The sequence below is a fragment of the Polaromonas sp. P3_B4 genome (assembly GCF_056402835.1).
In genome coordinates this window covers 1,282,152-1,298,786 of the sequence record NZ_JBFUGQ010000001.1, presented here as the reverse complement: position 1 = coordinate 1,298,786, position 16,635 = coordinate 1,282,152, and the positions used below count along the sequence as shown (strand labels likewise).

General features: G+C 61.7%; 19 protein-coding genes. 5 read left to right on the top strand and 14 right to left on the bottom strand.

Annotated features, from left to right (window positions below; translation table 11 throughout):
• The first annotated feature begins 98 nt into the window (after window positions 1–98).
• Window positions 99–404: a hypothetical protein gene (locus AC1DVV_RS06350; RefSeq protein ID WP_477660535.1), complete on the top strand. Its 306-nt coding sequence runs from the start codon at window positions 99–101 to the stop codon at window positions 402–404.
• A 158-nt stretch (window positions 405–562) separates the two neighbouring features.
• On the opposite strand, the gene AC1DVV_RS06345 is transcribed toward AC1DVV_RS06350, so the two are convergent.
• Window positions 563–1,507 (bottom strand): LD-carboxypeptidase, encoded by a 945-nt coding sequence (locus AC1DVV_RS06345; RefSeq protein WP_477689123.1) that lies wholly within the window; start codon window positions 1,505–1,507, stop codon window positions 563–565.
• 77 nt (window positions 1,508–1,584) lie between these two features.
• Here AC1DVV_RS06345 and AC1DVV_RS06340 point away from each other — a divergent pair, with 77 nt between their 5' ends.
• Entirely contained in the window at window positions 1,585–2,193 is a 609-nt protein-coding gene (locus tag AC1DVV_RS06340; RefSeq protein WP_457282782.1) for a trimeric intracellular cation channel family protein, read from the top strand.
• On the opposite strand, the gene tadA is transcribed toward AC1DVV_RS06340, so the two are convergent.
• The 6 genes from tadA to guaB all read right to left on the bottom strand — a co-directional run bounded on the left by tadA (window position 2,177) and on the right by guaB (window position 8,351).
• The gene (tadA, locus tag AC1DVV_RS06335; RefSeq protein ID WP_477689122.1) at window positions 2,177–3,580 is read right to left on the bottom strand and encodes a tRNA adenosine(34) deaminase TadA; all 1,404 of its coding nucleotides are present in this window, start codon (window positions 3,578–3,580) and stop codon (window positions 2,177–2,179) included. The two genes, AC1DVV_RS06340 and tadA, sit on opposite strands and share 17 nt — an antisense overlap.
• 64 nt (window positions 3,581–3,644) lie before the next feature.
• Window positions 3,645–3,872 carry a hypothetical protein gene (locus tag AC1DVV_RS06330; protein ID WP_457282780.1) on the bottom strand — a complete coding sequence of 76 codons (228 nt, stop codon included), beginning with the start codon at window positions 3,870–3,872 and terminating at the stop codon, window positions 3,645–3,647.
• 1 nt (window position 3,873) lies between these two features.
• Entirely contained in the window at window positions 3,874–4,512 is a 639-nt protein-coding gene (locus tag AC1DVV_RS06325; protein WP_477667347.1) for an FMN-binding negative transcriptional regulator, read from the bottom strand.
• Window positions 4,513–4,592: 80 nt separating this feature from the next.
• Complete coding sequence (locus tag AC1DVV_RS06320; protein WP_457282778.1) at window positions 4,593–5,177, bottom strand: 2'-5' RNA ligase family protein; 585 nt, start codon at window positions 5,175–5,177, stop codon at window positions 4,593–4,595.
• A 13-nt stretch (window positions 5,178–5,190) separates the two neighbouring features.
• The gene (gene guaA, locus AC1DVV_RS06315) at window positions 5,191–6,810 is read right to left on the bottom strand and encodes a glutamine-hydrolyzing GMP synthase (RefSeq protein WP_457282777.1); all 1,620 of its coding nucleotides are present in this window, start codon (window positions 6,808–6,810) and stop codon (window positions 5,191–5,193) included.
• A gap of 71 nt (window positions 6,811–6,881) precedes the next feature.
• Window positions 6,882–8,351 (bottom strand): IMP dehydrogenase, encoded by a 1,470-nt coding sequence (guaB, locus tag AC1DVV_RS06310; protein WP_477667345.1) that lies wholly within the window; start codon window positions 8,349–8,351, stop codon window positions 6,882–6,884.
• 166 nt (window positions 8,352–8,517) lie between these two features.
• On the opposite strand from guaB, the gene AC1DVV_RS06305 reads away from it, so the two are divergent.
• Window positions 8,518–9,057, top strand: coding sequence for a DUF4124 domain-containing protein (locus AC1DVV_RS06305; protein ID WP_457282775.1), 540 nt, complete (start codon window positions 8,518–8,520; stop codon window positions 9,055–9,057).
• A 45-nt stretch (window positions 9,058–9,102) separates the two neighbouring features.
• Here AC1DVV_RS06305 and AC1DVV_RS06300 read toward each other — a convergent pair whose 3' ends face one another.
• Window positions 9,103–9,462, bottom strand: coding sequence for an RnfH family protein (locus AC1DVV_RS06300; RefSeq protein ID WP_457282774.1), 360 nt, complete (start codon window positions 9,460–9,462; stop codon window positions 9,103–9,105).
• Complete coding sequence (locus AC1DVV_RS06295; protein ID WP_457282773.1) at window positions 9,449–9,895, bottom strand: type II toxin-antitoxin system RatA family toxin; 447 nt, start codon at window positions 9,893–9,895, stop codon at window positions 9,449–9,451. Before AC1DVV_RS06295 ends, AC1DVV_RS06300 begins: the two co-directional genes overlap by 14 nt.
• A gap of 79 nt (window positions 9,896–9,974) precedes the next feature.
• On the opposite strand from AC1DVV_RS06295, the gene smpB reads away from it, so the two are divergent.
• Both smpB and AC1DVV_RS06285 read left to right on the top strand, forming a co-directional pair.
• Window positions 9,975–10,508: an SsrA-binding protein SmpB gene (gene smpB / locus AC1DVV_RS06290; protein ID WP_457282772.1), complete on the top strand. Its 534-nt coding sequence runs from the start codon at window positions 9,975–9,977 to the stop codon at window positions 10,506–10,508.
• A 131-nt stretch (window positions 10,509–10,639) separates the two neighbouring features.
• A complete protein-coding gene (locus AC1DVV_RS06285; protein WP_457282771.1) occupies window positions 10,640–11,014 on the top strand; it encodes a COG4315 family predicted lipoprotein in 375 nt (124 codons plus the stop codon).
• A gap of 9 nt (window positions 11,015–11,023) precedes the next feature.
• Here the strand turns inward: AC1DVV_RS06285 and AC1DVV_RS06280 are convergent, their stop codons facing one another.
• From AC1DVV_RS06280 to rbfA, 5 genes are all read right to left on the bottom strand, one after another.
• Complete coding sequence (locus AC1DVV_RS06280; protein WP_477689121.1) at window positions 11,024–12,139, bottom strand: enoyl-CoA hydratase/isomerase family protein; 1,116 nt, start codon at window positions 12,137–12,139, stop codon at window positions 11,024–11,026.
• On the bottom strand, window positions 12,136–13,011 hold the full coding sequence (locus AC1DVV_RS06275; RefSeq protein WP_477667342.1) for a DMT family transporter: 876 nt from the start codon (window positions 13,009–13,011) through the stop codon (window positions 12,136–12,138). Before AC1DVV_RS06275 ends, AC1DVV_RS06280 begins: the two co-directional genes overlap by 4 nt.
• A gap of 221 nt (window positions 13,012–13,232) precedes the next feature.
• Window positions 13,233–15,059, bottom strand: a complete 1,827-nt coding sequence (gene typA / locus AC1DVV_RS06270; RefSeq protein ID WP_457282768.1) for a translational GTPase TypA — start codon at window positions 15,057–15,059, stop codon at window positions 13,233–13,235.
• Between the two features lie 35 nt (window positions 15,060–15,094).
• Window positions 15,095–16,150 carry a tRNA pseudouridine(55) synthase TruB gene (truB, locus tag AC1DVV_RS06265; protein ID WP_477667341.1) on the bottom strand — a complete coding sequence of 352 codons (1,056 nt, stop codon included), beginning with the start codon at window positions 16,148–16,150 and terminating at the stop codon, window positions 15,095–15,097.
• A gap of 90 nt (window positions 16,151–16,240) precedes the next feature.
• The gene (rbfA, locus tag AC1DVV_RS06260; RefSeq protein ID WP_457282766.1) at window positions 16,241–16,609 is read right to left on the bottom strand and encodes a 30S ribosome-binding factor RbfA; all 369 of its coding nucleotides are present in this window, start codon (window positions 16,607–16,609) and stop codon (window positions 16,241–16,243) included.
• Between the last annotated feature and the right edge of the window lie 26 nt (window positions 16,610–16,635).

Here is a 16,635-nt window from a genome sequence, read left to right as displayed (position 1 = left end):
AACCGTTCCTCGGGAACGTGAACAAATACCCTACGGATGCCCGGTAGAAAGTTGTGAGACACATGCGCTGGTTAAAACCGAATCTGAAAAGCAGTTTCATGGCTTTGCTGGGCACTGGTGAAGTCACTGCTTCCGTTCTGGAAGACCGCACCGAAGAAATCCGCCAATTCATCCTGGATGAGCTTGGCGAGTTTGGTGAAAAGCACTACCCCAAGATCACGCGCCGCGTGCGCTACGCCCAAGACGTTCAAGGCCTGTGGTACACACGCGGCGACATCATGGCGGTGCTTGCTGCCATGCATGGCGAAACAGTTGCCCGCGAAAAAGTCAGCCGTATCAGCGACAAATTCAAGGGCATGCTGCCGCGCGGCCTCAGTTCCCGGTCCAGCCCCCTGACAACCTGACCTTCCAGCTTTCAGTTTTTTCGCTTTTTCCGCCTGTTTTTTCCGTTTTCTTCCTGGCCTCCAAGGCTATTTTTAAACCAGCTTCGTGCTGGTTTTTTTTTGCCCTGAACATCGCCGCCGGCAGTCAAGCTCAGCCAGGGCCAGCGTTTTAACGCCGGTTAGTGCTGGTGGCCCCAGAGCAGGAAGGCATCCCGGTCTTCTACCACCAAGGTGGTTTTGCAGCCCACCGGCAGCAGCACCTTGGTCGGCACGTGGCCGAACGGCAGGCCGGTCAACACGTGTGCCTTCACCTGCCCTTGAAGCCAGGCGATGGCGGTATCCAGCTTGAAGCCCTTGTCATTCGGCGCCAGCTTGTAGTTGGTGAACTGGCCAAAAACGATCGCCTTCTGCTGCGCCAGAATGCCGGCTTGCAACAGCTGCGTGAGCATGCGCTCCACCCGATAAGGGTGTTCGCCGACATCCTCAACAAACAGGATGCCGCCTTTGACGGCCGGCAGATAAGGCGTTCCCACCAGCGCAGACAGGATGGCGAGGTTACCACCCCAGAATACTGCGTCTTTAATGGTGAATCCGGCTCCAGCCTTTGCACCACGAGCGGAAGAAGCTATTAAATTCATAGCAGACTTGGGCAACTGCCAGCCGGTGCCTTCGCCCTGCCCCGTGATCAGGTCGTCAAAGCAGGCTTCCATGATGTCGTCAGGTGCTTCCGCGCCAAAGTCATCTAACGAAGGACCTGCCCAGGTCATCGCGCCGGTTTTGGCCAGCAAGGCCATCTGAAAGGCCGTGAAGTCGCTCAGGCCCACAAAACGCGTGCCTCCGGCAGCAGCTTTGGCGACCGCCTTGTAGTTGATCTTCGGCAGGATGCGGGTGAGGCCGTAGCCGCCGCGGGAGATCAGGGCGATGTCGGCCCCACTGGCTGCCGCACGGTGAATAGAGGCAAGCCGGGTTTCGTCGTCGCCGGCAAAACGCTGATGCTGCGCCAGTGCGTCGGTATCGATTTCAACTTCATGCCCCTGGGACTCGAGGCGCTTCACGCCACGCTTGAAACCTGCTTTGTCGCGCACCGCGCTGGAAGGGGAATAGATGTAGATATGTTTTTTCACGGATGCAAGTATCCCATCCCGCGAAGGACTTCGCCCCTTCCCTGCCGCGGATAGCAGCAGGTATAAACGGGTCAACCATGTTCCTTTACCTGCTTGACCTCTTCGGCGTTGCCGTGTTTTCAGTGAGTGGCGCACTGGCGGCAGGACGCCTGCAGCTTGATTTGCTGGGCGTGCTGGTCCTGGCCTCGCTGACGGCCATCGGCGGAGGCACCCTGCGGGACTTGCTAATGAACCGGCACCCGGTGTTCTGGATGGCCGACCCCACCTACCTGCTGGTGATCTGCGCGGCGGCACTGGGCACAGTGCTTTATGTGCAGCTCCTGCCGATTCCTGCGCAGGCCCTGCTGGTGGCCGATGCCTTCGGCCTGGCCCTGTTTGCCCTTTCAGGTGCGCAGCTGGCCGAGGCAGCGCGGCTGTCGCCCATCATCGTGGTGTTGATGGGCACCATGACCGGTGTGGCCGGCGGCGTGATGCGCGACATCTGCAGCAACCAGATCCCCCTGCTGCTGCGCCAGGACATTTATGCCAGCGCGGCGATTGCCGGAATTGTGCTGTACCTGGCTCTGAAGACGCTGGGCCTGAAACCCTCCTGGGCGTTCAGTATCGGGCTGGTGGCCGTGGCAGCGCTGCGGCTGAGCGCTATCTTCCTGGGCTGGCACTTGCCGGTCTTCAAGCTGGCGGGCTGAAAAAACGCGCGGCTTGCTGCGCAATCGGCTCACCGTGCTCTTGCACAAAGTGGCCGGCCCGCGGCAGCATCACGGGCTCGCCGCAACCGCGGATCAGGGCTTGCAGTTCTTTCATAACGGGCGGGCCCAGCACCGGGTCTTGCGCACCCACCACCATCCATGTCCGGCCGGTCCAGTCGTTGTGCCAGAAGGCGCGCGCCTGGCGTGAAATGGCCGCGCCGTCAGCATCAGGTGCATCCGGCACCATGGGCGGGAACGCGCGCAGCGCGGCGCGATGCCCTTTGTCCGGGAACGGCGCGTTGTAGGCCGCGCACTCTGCGGGGCTCATCTGCAGGTTGCCGCGCGCAAAAAGGCGCGCCACATCAAACTCGGGGTTCCTGGCGCACATCTCGCGCCAGGCCACAAAGCCTGCAGGCAATGGAGCATCCCCGGTGCCCAGCATGGTGTTCATGACCAGCAGGCCTTTGTAGCGATGCTGCGCGGCCATCGGCAGCGTCAGGCCCAGCAAGCCGCCCCAATCCTGCACCACCAGCACTACGTTCTGCAGATCCAGTTTTTCCACCAACTCGAGCAGTATCTGGCGATGGGCGCTGAAGCTATGAAAGCTGTCCTTCTTGGGCTTGTCACTTTTGCCAAACCCGACCATGTCCGGGGCAACAACGCGGTGCCCGGCTTGCAGCAGCGGCGGGATCATCTTGCGATAAAGATAGCTCCAGGCCGGGTTGCCGTGCAGGCACAGAAAGGTCAGGCCGCCTCCTTCGCCCTTGTTCCCACTGTCGCCTTCGTCGAGGTAATGCATGCGCAGCCCCTGCAGCGCCGGCAGGTCGCTCACATAACGGGGCTGCCAGGGGTAGCCCGGCAGGGCCTCAAACGCGACGTCGGGCGTGCGCAATGCATCGTCACGCAGCGGATGGGCCAGCCGTGATGCCTCGCGCTGCTCATCCCTGCGCCGGCGAAAAAACTCCTGCAGCAGTGCGCTGCATTCCGCAGCCAGCACCCCGCCCTGCAGGTGGGTCTGGTGGTTCAGCCGGGACTCGGAAAACAGGTCGATGACCGAGCCGGCGGCGCCGGTCTTGGGATCGGTCGCGCCGAACACCACGCGTTTGAGCCGGGCATGCAGCATGGCGCCGCTGCACATGGCGCAAGGTTCCAGCGTCACAAACAGTTCGCAATCGTCCAGCCGATAGTTACCCAGCGCCTGGGCCGCCGCACGCAACGCCACGATCTCGGCATGTGCTGTCGGGTCGTGCCCGTCCACCGGGGCGTTACGGCCCGTGGCAATGATCTCGCCACGCCGCACCACCACTGCGCCCACAGGCACTTCACCCGACCCGGCTGCCTGACGGGCCTGCGCAAGCGCCTGCTGCATGAAGATGATGTCATTCATTTGCTATTATTTTCATAGCTGCTTGCGCTCGTCCTGCAAGGGCCATAGCCTGTTTCTTATTGAATTACTTGTCGTCCTGCGACGGCCGGGGCTGCTGCATCAGGCTTTCCACGGACTGTTTGACCTGCTGCTGCACTTGCCGGCTTTGTTCTTGCGGCGTGGCGCCGCCAGAGACTGCAGGCACGCCGGCCGCCGGTGGGCCGGCCAGTTGGCTGCCCAGCTGCTTCTTGACCAGGAACCCCACGATGGCCAACACGACCAACAAGCTCACGATGCTGAACATGGCGCGCATTTCAGGCCTCCGTTGACGTGTTGCTTGTGCCGGCCATGCCCAGGCGGGCCATCCAGTTGGCCAGGCCGCGCTCGTTTTCATTGCCGGCCGCGTAAATGGCCTTCATCGCTGCGTGGGACTCGGGCCTGTGCTGGTTGATCTTGACCTTGCATTGCAGATCGGTCACCTGCAATTCAAAGGCCACAATGCCGGCCAGCATTTTGTGGGCAAACTCTTCGCCCAGGCCACGCCATTGCTCGGCGTAAGGTGGCTCATGGTCGCCAATCAGCTTTTTAAGCAGGCGGTCTTTTGCCAGGGGATCTTCGATCAGCGTGGCCTGCACGGTGCAATGCACGGCCAGGTAGTTCCAGGTCGGCACCCGCGCCAGATCCGGGTAGACCTTGGGCGACAGGTAGGCATGAGGCCCGAGAAAGGTGGCCACGGCCTGCGGTCGTGCCTGCAGGTAGCGCCAGTGCGCATTGGGCTTGGCTACATGGCCCAGCAGCACCAACTGATCGCCGCGATCTTCCAGATGCAAGGGCAAATGCGTGACATACGGAAGACCAGCGTCATCGACACTGATCAAGCTGGCAAAGGGGTGTTCCTGGATCAGCGCCGCAGCCTTTGCGCGGTCGCCTTTGAATTGGGGCGGCATGTACATGGGCTGAAGCATAGGCCAAAAAACGGATTTGGCGGCGGCTTGATCAGCCGGAAATTTCCCCGGAATCTGTTACCGCGGGCTCAGGGGCGCAATGGCCAGCGGGCCAGTGGAACGTGCAGCGTCTGGCCGATCAGGCTGCGCACAAGGATAAACTCGCCGGCCGTCCAGGTGATGGGCTCGACCACTTGTTCGGCCACCGCGCGGTCGTCATAGAGCAAAGTGACATGGGGCGTGTAGGCCGGTTTCGCCCAGCGCCCCAGCCCGGCCTTGGTCATCTCAATGCCCAGCGCCCGCTGGAACGCCATCAGGTCGGCAAGGCCAGCGTCACCGCGCAGGACAAAAGGCCGGTTGCGCGGAGAACTGGAGAAACTTGCGGCCCGGTCAAAGGTGACAGAGAACGGCTGCGATTTGACCGCAGCGGCAGCTTGGCCCGCCATATCGACAACGCCTTGGGGCAGGCCCGCGTAATCGCCCAGATGGTGGAGCGTGATGTGAAAGCGCCCGGTTTTCAGCGGTGCACCATGCAGGCCGTGTTCTGTCCGCAATTGCCGGGCACACTGCGCAATACGCTCGGCGGTCTCAGCATCAGGAAAGAGCGCGAAAAACAGCCGGTCCGTCGGCGCCGGCGTGTCATCAAAGCCGGGTAATGCGGATTGCCCGGACATGGGTCTCAGCTCCTCATTCCCACTCAATCGTAGCCGGCGGCTTGCTGCTCACGTCGTAGGTCACGCGGTTGATGCCGCGCACTTCATTAATGATGCGGCCCGAGACCTTTTTGAGCAGCGCGTAAGGCAGCTCGGCCCAGTCGGCCGTCATGAAGTCGCTGGTTTGCACCGCGCGCAGGGCCACCACGTAGTCGTAAGTCCGGCCGTCGCCCATCACGCCCACGCTTTTCACCGGCAAAAACACGGTGAAAGCCTGGCTGGTGAGGTCGTACCAGGTTTTACCCGTCGCGGCATCCTTGAAGTTGCGCAGCTCTTCGATGAAGATCGCATCGGCACGGCGCAAGAGGTCTGCATACTCCTTCTTGACTTCGCCCAGGATGCGCACGCCCAGGCCGGGGCCGGGAAATGGATGGCGGTACACCATGTCGTGCGGCAACCCGAGAGCGACGCCCAGTTCGCGGACTTCATCCTTGAACAACTCGCGCAAAGGCTCGAGAAGCTTGAGACCCAATTGCTCAGGCAGGCCGCCGACGTTGTGATGGCTCTTGATGGTGACGGCTTTTTTGCTTTTGGCGCCGCCGGATTCGATCACGTCGGGGTAAATCGTGCCCTGGGCCAGCCATTTGGCGCCCTTGTGGCCGCCGGTGCCGGCCTTGAGCCGGGCCGCTTCGGCCTTGAACACCTCAACGAACTCGCGGCCGATAATCTTGCGCTTGGCTTCGGGTTCGCTGACGCCTGCCAGGTGGCCGAGGAACTGGTCGCTTGCATCGACACGGATCACGTTGGCGTGCAGCTTGCCGACAAACATCTCCATGACCATGTCGCCCTCGTTCAGGCGAAGCAGGCCGTGATCGACGAACACGCAGGTCAGTTGGTCGCCGATAGCGCGGTGGATCAGCGCCGCAGCCACTGAGGAGTCAACACCACCGGAAAGGCCCAGGATGACTTCCTCGTCACCCACTTGCGCGCGGATTTTCTCGACCGCCTCGCTGATGTAATCGCCCATGACCCAGTCCTGGCGGGTGCCGCAGATGCCCAGCACGAAGCGTTTGAGGATGGCGTTGCCCTGCTTGGTGTGCGTGACTTCGGGGTGAAATTGCACCGCGTAAAAACGGCGGTCTTCATCGGCCATGCCGGCGATGGGGCAGGAATCGGTCGAGGCCATGAGCTTGAAGCCCGGCGGCATTTCGGTGACCTTGTCGCCGTGGCTCATCCAGACGTCGAGCATGCCCTGGCCTTCGGGCGTGGTGTAGTCGGCGATATCCTTGAGCAGGGCGGTGTGGCCGCGGGCCCGCACGTCGGCGGAGCCAAACTCGCGTTTGTGGCCGCCTTCGACCTTGCCGCCCAGCTGGTGCGCCATGGCCTGCATGCCGTAGCAGATGCCCAGCACCGGCAAGCCCAATTCAAACACCGCTTGCGGCGCCTTGTCGGTGGTTTCTTCGTAGATGCTGGCGTGGCTGCCGGACAGGATGATGCCCTTGAGCGTGCCGTCTTTGGCGTATTCGCGAACCCAGTCGTCGCTGACGTCACAGGGATGAACTTCGCAAAATACATGGGCGTCGCGCACGCGGCGGGCGATCAGCTGGGTGACCTGGGAGCCGAAATCAAGAATGAGTATTTTCTGGTGCTGCATGAGGGTGTTACTCCAAGGCAAAAAAAGAAAAAGGCGTCTGGTTCATCAGACGCCTCAGGCCGCTTTCAGGCTCAATCAGCCCGGTAGTTCGGCGCTTCCTTGGTAATCTGCACGTCGTGGACATGGCTTTCGCGGATGCCGGCGGAGGTGATCTCCACGAACTCGGCCTTGTCTCGCATGTCCTCGATGGTGGGGCAACCGCAGTAGCCCATGCTGGCCCGCAGACCGCCGGCCATCTGGAACACGATGGCGACCATGGAGCCCTTGTAGGGCACGCGGCCTTCAATGCCTTCGGGGACCAGCTTGTCGGCGTTCGGGTTGCCGGTGCTGGACTCCTGGAAATAACGGTCTGCGCTGCCTTGCTGCATGGCGCCAATGCTGCCCATGCCGCGGTAGCTCTTGTAGCTGCGGCCCTGGAACAGGATCACTTCACCCGGCGCTTCTTCGGTGCCGGCGAACATGCCACCCATCATCACCGTGTTGGCGCCCGCCGCGATGGCCTTGGCGATATCGCCGCTGTAGCGGATGCCGCCGTCTCCGATCAACGGAACGCCGGTGCCGCGCAAAGCCGTGGCGACGTTGTCGATGGCCATGATCTGCGGCACGCCCACACCCGCAACGATGCGGGTGGTGCAGATGCTGCCGGGGCCGATGCCGACCTTGACGCCGTCGGCGCCGGCTTCCACCAGTGCCAGCGCCGCAGCGCCGGTGGCGATGTTGCCGCCAATCACATCAACTTTGGGGTAGTTCTGCTTGACCCAGCGGACCCGGTCGAGCACGCCTTTGCTGTGGCCGTGGGCGGTGTCCACCACAATGGCGTCGACGCCGGCTTTGACCAGCGCCTCGACGCGTTCTTCGGTACCCTCACCCACCCCGACAGCGGCACCCACGCGCAGCTTGCCGTGCAAGTCACGCGCGGCATTCGGAAAGGTTGTCTGTTTGGTGATGTCCTTGACGGTGATCAGGCCCTTGAGCTCGAAATCGTCGTTGATCAGCAGCACACGCTCGAGGCGGTGTTTGTTCAACAAGGCCTTGGCGTCGGCCAATGAAGCGGTTTCAGAAATGGTGATCAGGCGCTCGCGCGGTGTCATGATGGTGCTGACCGGCACATCCATGCGGGATTCGAAGCGCATGTCGCGCCCCGTGACGATGCCGACGACCTTGCCCCCATCAATCACGGGAAAGCCGGAAATGCCGAGTTGCTCGCTGAGTGCCATGACCTGGCGCACAGTATGCGTGGGGGTGATGACCACCGGATCGCGCAGCACACCGCTCTCGTAGCGCTTGACCTTTGCAACCTCGGCGGCCTGCTGCTGGGGCGTCAGGTTTTTGTGAACAATACCTATGCCGCCTTCCTGCGCAATGGCAATGGCAAGCCGGGCTTCGGTGACCGTATCCATCGCTGCCGACACAAGCGGCAGATTCAGGCGGATATTTCGGGAGAACTGGGTGGAAAGTGAAGTGTCCTTGGGCAGGACCTGGGAGAACGCTGGCACCAACAATACGTCGTCGAAGGTGAGCGCTTTGCCGAGTAGGCGCATAGGGATGGCTCCAAAAACACGATTGTACCCTTGTCGTCACACGCCGTCGGTACTTACCCCTAGCATCCCTTCACGGCCTTCGCCCCTGTGTGCCAAGTGGTTGTAAAAAAGCCGCTTTACCCTTCAGCCGCAAGAAAACCGGACGGCACGGCGCTACACTGGTGAAATGCACTTCAAATCCGTTTTTCGCCCCCTCCTGCTGGCGCTCGCCTGCGGGTCATTTTCGCTGACAGCGTTCGCCCAATGGCAGTGGATCGACAAAGATGGCCGCAAGGTCTACAGCGACCGTTCGCCGCCCGCCGAAATCCTGGAAAAAAACATCCTGAAGCGACCGGGTGGCATGGCGCGAACGGCAGCGGCCCCTGATCCCGCCCCAAGTGCAGCCGATCCGGCTGCCCCGGCAGCGTCTGCGCCCGCCGGTAAAGCCAGTGCGCCCAAGCTGTTGTCCGGCAAGGACAAGGACCTTGAGGCCAAGAAGAAGCAGGCTGAGACAGAAGAAGCCGCCAAGAAGAAGGCCGAGGAAGAGAAAATAGCCAAAGCCAAGGCCGAAAATTGTGACAATGCAAAGCGCAACATGGCGACATTGCAATCGGGCGTACGCATCACTGCCGTCAATGGCAAAGGTGAACGGGAAGCTATGGACGATACGAAGCGCGCAGCCGAAGTCAAGCGCGTCCAGGAAGCCATTGATAGCAGCTGCAAATAACAAGCAGCTTCTGCGATGTTCGCCAAACATCGCTGGCGGCCACGGCTAATATCCGGCTTTCGCCCCCGCTCTTTTTTTAGCGAACAGCCCGGCGCTTTTGGCGCCCTGCCGGCTGAAACGTTCGCGGCGCGCAACCTTTGGATCCACCCGAAGACCGCGGTAGACCTCAACCCTGTCATGGTCATGCAGCGCATGCCCCAGGGTGGTTTTACGGCCCCAGATACCGACGACCGGGTGGCCGCCCTGCCGCAACTCCGGGAATTCATCAAAAAGCCCGGCCGCAGCAAGCGCCTGCGCCACCGTTGTGCCCGCCGCCAGCTCCAGCACCCACTCGCGAACCTGCCGCGGCGCCGCTGAATAGACCAAGGTGACTTTGAGCGGCGCGCCGCCCTCAGGCTTCGCCATAAACGTCTTCAGCCCTTTTGACAAAGGCATCCACCAGGCTTCCCGCTATTTTTTCGAAGACGGGACCGACCAGCGCCGCCAGCGCGGCATTGTCAAAGTCATAACGCAGCGTGAAATCCACCTTGCAGGCTCTTTCATCGGCCTTGCCGACAGGCGTGAAATCCCAGTGGCCGTCGAGCTTTGAAAACGGGCCGTCGACCAGTTTCAGGCTGACCTTCCGGTTTTTTTCGTGTGTGTTGCGGGTGGTGAAGCTTTGCGTCAGCCCGGCCAGCGAGATGCCGACCTTCGCTGTCATGCCGCGCGCGTCTTCCTCCAGCACAGCGGCCTGGTCACACCATGGGAGAAACTCGGGATACCTGGCGACATCAGTGACCAGCCCAAACATTTCGGCGGCGCTGTACCAGATTAAAACGGACTTGTGAACGGTTTTCATACAATCGAGGGCTGGGCGCAATTGTATTAGCCACTTCGCGGGCACTGTACTTTTCAGATTTCGCCCTTACCTTTTATCCATGGCCACCAAAGAAGCATCCTCCTCCAAAAAAACGGCCGCAACGCCCTCTGCCAATCTCTCACCCAAGGCAGCGGCGGCCGCCGTGCGCATTGCCGACAATAAAAAGGCGCTTTTCAATTACCAGATTGAAGAGCGCTTTGAGGCGGGCATGGTGCTTGAAGGCTGGGAAGTGAAGTCCCTGCGCGAAGGCAAGGTCCAGCTTACCGACGGCTATGTCGTTATTCGCAACGGCGAACTCTTCATCATCGGCTGCCAGATCAACCCGCTGGGCACGGCGTCCACTCATGTGCGTCCCGACTCGGTGCGCACCAAGAAGCTGTTGATGCACAAGGAAGAGATCCGCCGCCTGATCGGAAAGGTCGAGCAAAAAGGTTTCACGCTGGTGCCGCTGAACATGCACTGGAAAGCCGGCAAGGTGAAATGCGAGATCGGCCTGGCCAAGGGCAAGGGTGAGCACGACAAGCGCGACACCATCAAGGACCGTGAAGGCAAGCGCGAGGTCGAGCGCGCGATGAAGTCCCGCAACCGCTAGGGCTTGCTCCAAAACGCGGCGTCCGCCGCTTGCCCTTCTCCGGGAATCGTGGAAGTATGTTTCGAGTAAGCCCGGGTCTGCCGGTGTTTATGCTTGTGCAGCCATCCGCTGTTATTCACCGGAGCTTTTCCATGAAATTCCTGACGACCGCCTTGTTGACCGCCGCCCTGCTGGGCGGCTGCGCCTCCACGACATCAAAACATCCCGCCACCGTCGCCGATGGCGTGCTGGTCGGGCCCAACGGCATGACGCTTTACACCTTCGACCGCGACACCGCCGGTAGCGGCAAGTCGGTCTGTAATAGCCAATGCGCGGCCAACTGGCCGCCCCTGGTGCCCACTGCGACAGCCCAGCCGCTGGGCGACTACACCATCATCACCCGTGATGATGGCAGCCGGCAGTGGGCGATAAAGGGCAAGCCGCTGTACTACTGGGTCAAGGACGCCAAGCCCGGGGACAAGACCGGCGACAACGTCATGAATGCCTGGCGCGTCGCCCGTCCCTGAGCAAACGACTCAGAGCCCGCGCAGCGGGTGTTCGTCCGCCGTCCAGGGGCTGGCGAAAAAAGCCTGGGTCATTTCCGGCTTCACGTCTTCGATGCGCGCGGGCATCCACTGCGGCTTGTAGTCCTTGTCAACGGCCAGCGCGCGTATGCCTTCTACCGTTTCGCTGGCTGCGCCGGGACGCAGGTGAAAGCATTGGTACACCATGTCGCGCTCCATGCGCAGGTCGTCGGCCAATGTCATGGTGCGGGCGCGGCGGATTTGCTCCAGTGTCACATGCAGCATCAGCGGTGAACGTTTGCGCAGCGTGGCGGCGGTCTTCAGCGCCCAAGGGTCGGTTGAAGCTTCCAGCGCATCCACGATGTGTTTGACCCGTGCCAGTGAAAAATAGGCATCAAGATGGCCGCTAACCGAAACAGGACGGGCGCTACCAGCTATCAATTCAGTAGCAATCCACTGCTTAGCCCCAGCGGCTGATGCGAAAGCCCGGCCGCCCAGGGCTTCCCAAAGTGCCGGCAGGCGGGCGGCTTCCAGCTTGACGTCCGCCAGACCGTAGCCGATGGCTTCATCTGCACCGATCACGTCACCCGTGAGTGCCAGGTACTCGCCGGCGTGGCCCGGGCAGCGGCTCAGGAAGTAGCCACCGCCGACGTCCGGAAACAGGCCGATGTTTGTTTCCGGCATGGCCATTTTGGTGTGCTCGGTGACGACGCGCACCTTGGCGCCCTGGCTGATTCCCATACCGCCGCCCATGACCACGCCGTCCATAAAGGCGATGTAGGGCTTGGGATAGTTGTGGATCAAGTGGTTGAGCGCGTATTCCTCGGTGAAGAAGTCCTCCAGCGCGGAATCGCCCGCGAACACCGCCTGATGGAAAAAGCGGATGTCGCCGCCCGCGCAAAAACCGCCGAAGAGGCTCTCGGGCGTGCCGGGCTGGCCCTTTTTGTTGGTGCCGCGTATCGCCACCACATGAACCTCAGGGTCGTCGCGCCAGTCCAGCAAGGCGGCGGACAGGTCGCGGATCATGGCCAGCGACAACGCATTGAGCGCCTTGGGACGGTTCAGGGTGATGAGCCCGGCGCTGCCGCGACGCTCGACCAGCACATCGTTTCCACTGACAGTATTCATGCCCGCTGCCTCCATCCGACCAGTTCATTGACCACCAGCGCACCTATAACCAGCGCGCCGCCTGTCAGCACGCTCGCGCCGGGCACCTCACCCGCGCCGAACCAGGCCAGCAAAATACCAAAAATCACTTCCAGCAGCGCCAGCAGGGCGACTTCCGGCGCCTTGAGAACGCCGGCGCACATCACCGACAGCACGCACGGGATGGCCAACTGAACCAGGCCCAGCAAGGCCAGCAGGCCGACGTCATGTGGCGTGGCGGAAAACGGGAACGACAAGGGCAAGGTGGCCAACGATGAGATCACCGCCCCCACCAGCACGGCAGGCACCAGGTCGATGTTCTTGCCGTGGGCACGGCTGTGCTGCACCACCGTCCAGTTGCTGGCGCTCGCCAGCGGCACCATCAGGGCTACCAGCGTGCCGCCCAGGTGACTGGAAAGGTCCATCTGCCCGCCGTACATCCACGCAATACCGGCGCCCGCCATGGCAATGGCCAGCCAGGTGCGGCCGGGAATGCGGTGACCGATAAACGCGCGCGCCAGCAAAGCCGTGATGAAGGGGCTGACCGCCATCGTCACCAGCACATTGGCCACCGTGGTGAGCGTCAGCGCCACCATGAAAGCCGTGAACATCACGCTCCAGCAAAAGCCGGAAATCCAGAGTGCCGAGCCGCCGTTGCGGATTTTGGTGAACACCGCCCTGCCCTGCCACAGCGGCAAGATCACCAGCAAAGAGACCACGGTGAAAAAGCTGCGCCAGAACGTGACTTCAAAACTGCGGGCCGATTCGAGGTGACGCGTGACCACACCCGCAATCGACCACATCATGGTCACGAAGATCATCAAAAAAACAGCTTTGGAATGCGTGAGTTTCATAGGCTGGTTATCAATTCAGGCGGCTATGCGTACACAAAAAAGTTAAAAAGGCCGCTGGAGCTTGCACACACAGCGGCCTGGTTTCCAGCGATTCACCCCGCAACCCGGTGGGTCCCTGTCCCATTCCAGCAGGGGCCGCGGGACCGGCTTTGCCGGACCGCAGGCGCAGCGGCCACCTCGGGGGGCAGCGCATTACACGAAGTGAAAAGCGTGGGGGCTCATTAAGACCTGCCTGCGCGCTTGCGATCGCTCTCTTTGAGGTGGCGCTTGCGCAGGCGAACCGACTTGGGCGTGATTTCAACCAGCTCGTCGTCCTCGATGAACTCAACGCCGTATTCGAGCGTGAGTTCGATAGGCGGCGTGATCTTGATCGCGTCTTCCTTGCCGCTGACGCGGAAGTTGGTCAGCTGCTTGGTACGCGTGGCGTTCACCACCAGGTCGTTGTCGCGGCTGTGGATGCCGACGATCATGCCTTCATACACCGGGTCATTGGCACGCACAAACATGCGGCCGCGGTCGTCCAGCTTGCCCAGGGCGTAGGTGAAGATCTCACCGTCGTCCATCGAGATCAGCACACCGTTTTTACGGCCGCCGATTTCGCCCTTGTGCGCTTCGTAGCTGTCGAAGATGTTGGAGATCAGGCCGGAACCACGCGTCAGGTTCAGGAACTCGTTGGTAAAGCCGATCAGGCCACGCGCCGGGATGCGGTACTCAAGGCGCACACGGCCTCGGCCGTCCGGCTCCATGTTCACCAGTTCGCCCTTGCGCTCGCCCAGTGCCTGCATCACGCCACCCTGGTGCTGATCTTCGATGTCGGCCGTGACCAGCTCAATAGGCTCGTGCTTTTCACCGTTGACGTCCTTCATCACGACGCGCGGCTTGGACACCGCCATTTCGAAGCCTTCGCGGCGCATGTTTTCCAGCAGGATGGTCAGGTGCAACTCGCCGCGGCCCATGACTTCAAAGATGCCTTCTTCGTCGGTCTCGCTGACGCGCAGGGCCACGTTGTGCTGCAGTTCTTTTTGCAGGCGGTCCCAGATCTGGCGGCTGGTGACGTACTTGCCTTCGCGGCCGGCCAGAGGGCTGGTGTTGACGCAGAAATTCATGGTCAGAGTCGGTTCATCGACCTTGAGCATGGGCAGCGGCGCGGGGTTGGTCGGGTCGGTGATCGTCACGCCGATACCGATGTCGGTCAGGCCATTGATCAACACGATCTCGCCGGGGCCGGCTTCCGTGGCCTGCACGCGTTCCAGGCCCTGGAATGTCAGCACCTGGTTGACGCGGCCTTTGACGGCCTTGCCGTCCGGGCCTTCCATGACCACCACATCCATCATGGGCCTGATCGTGCCCTGGCTGATACGGCCGACGCCGATGCGGCCGACGAAGGTCGAGAAATCGAGAGCGGAAATCTGCAATTGCAGCGGCGCAGCGGGGTCGCCCTTTTGCGCAGGCACATGCTTGAGGATGGTATTGAAGAGCGCCGACATGTCGGGGCCCCACTGCTCGTTCGGCGGGCCTTCTTCGAGTGACGACCAGCCGTTGATGCCGGAGGCGTACACCACGGGGAAATCGAGCTGCTCGTCGGTGGCGCCCAGCTTGTCGAACAGGTCGAAAGCGGCGTTGATGACCTTGTCGGGGTTGGCGCCCGGCTTGTCGACCTTGTTGACCACCACGATGGGCTTGAGGCCCAGGGCAAGTGCCTTCTTGGTCACGAAGCGCGTCTGGGGCATGGGGCCTTCCTGCGCATCGATCAGCAGCACCACGCCGTCGACCATGGACAGCGCGCGCTCCACTTCACCGCCGAAGTCGGCGTGGCCCGGGGTGTCGACGATGTTGATGTGCGTGCCTTCCCAGGTCACGGCGCAGTTCTTGGCCAGGATGGTGATGCCGCGTTCTTTTTCGATGGCGTTGTTGTCCATCACGGTGTCGACCACTTTTTCGTGCTCGGCGAAGGTGCCGGACTGACGCAGCAGCTGGTCAACCATGGTGGTTTTGCCATGGTCAACGTGGGCGATGATGGCGATATTGCGGATTTGGTTATGGCTCATGGTTGGCTTTCAGGAAGACTCGAAACGGTACGGGGTTAATGTTGGAAAGAAGAAGCCGCAACGCCTGTGGGCGCGGCAGCGAAATCGGGTGTGGAGCGTTCAGCCGGCGTTCTGGCGGCTTGCAAAATGTCCTGTATTTCAATCGGGCTCAGCAAACGCTGCGGAATCAATTCGTCGGCCGTGACATGGGCCGAGCCCAGGAACGCCGGCGGCTCGGTGCCATAGACCTGCACCAGCGGCGCATCGGCGCCCCACTGCCCGGGTTCGCCCCGGCGGCGCAAACCACTTAAAAACCGCCCTGCATTGTCGGCGTCCAATGTGACAGACGGGTACGCCGACACCAGCGACTGCGCCGGCAGCAGGCAGGCTTCGCGCTCGGGCTCGGTCATGGCTTCCAGGGCAGGCAAAGTCACGCACTGCTGCGCCGTGTAGCCGCCGGTCTCCAGCCGCCTGAGCGATCCGAGATGCGCGCCGCAGCCAATGGCTTCGCCAATGTCTTCACCGAGCGTGCGGATGTACGTTCCCTTGCTGCAGGTCACTATGATTTTGATAGCTGCTTGCGCACGACTGTCCTGGGTTGCAGCCATATTCAGCTTGAAAATCGTGATGTTGCGCGCTTCCCGCTCCACCTCTTGCCCCTTGCGGGCGTACTCATACAGCGCTTTGCCGTCTTTCTTGAGCGCCGAGTACATGGGCGGAACCTGTGCTTGCGGGCCAGTGAAACGTTCCGTCAGTGACTCCAGCAAGGCCGGCGTGATTTCGGGCACGGGCCGGGTCTCAATCACGTCGCCTTCGGCGTCGGCCGTGGTGGTTTTCTGGCCCAGCAGCAGCACCGCTTCGTACGTCTTGTCGGCGTCGAGCTGGATCTGGCTGAACTTGGTGGCCGCGCCAAAACACAACGGCAACACGCCGGTGGCCAACGGATCGAGCGTGCCTGTGTGACCGGCCTTGTCGGCGCGCAGCAGCCATTTGGCCTTCTGCAAGGCCTGATTGCTCGACAGGCCCAGCGGCTTGTCGAGCAGCAGCACGCCGTGCACGGGACGTCGCTGGATTTTCTGGCCCTTCGAAGGGATGGAAGAAGTTTGCGTCATAGTTTCCGACAGGCTCAACGCACGGGCTGGCCCGGGCGCGTCGTTGGCACCGTTGTCCCTGAACCTGTCATCAAGGGGAACGGCGCGAACTCAGTCGTCTTGCGCGCGGGAGGAAACCGCCTTGGCAATCAAGGCGTTCATGTCGGCCGCACGTTCGGTCGTGCGGTCGAAGTGGAAATGCAGCGTCGGCACGGTGTGCGTCATCAACCGCTTGAAGAGGCCATTGCGAAGGAAACCGGCGGCCTGGTTGAGCGCTTCTTCGCACTCTTTCGGGTCACCGACAAGCACACTGAAAAACACTTTCGCATGCGCATAGTCGGCCGTCACCTCGACGGCCTGCACGGTCACCATCCCGACCCGGGGGTCTTTGAGTTCGCGCGCGATCAGCTCCGTCAGATCGCGCTGGATCTGATCGGCGACGCGAAAACCGCGATTCGGGGTGGAAGATTTTTTACGCATGTCAAAAAAATGGTGAGGTCTGCGGA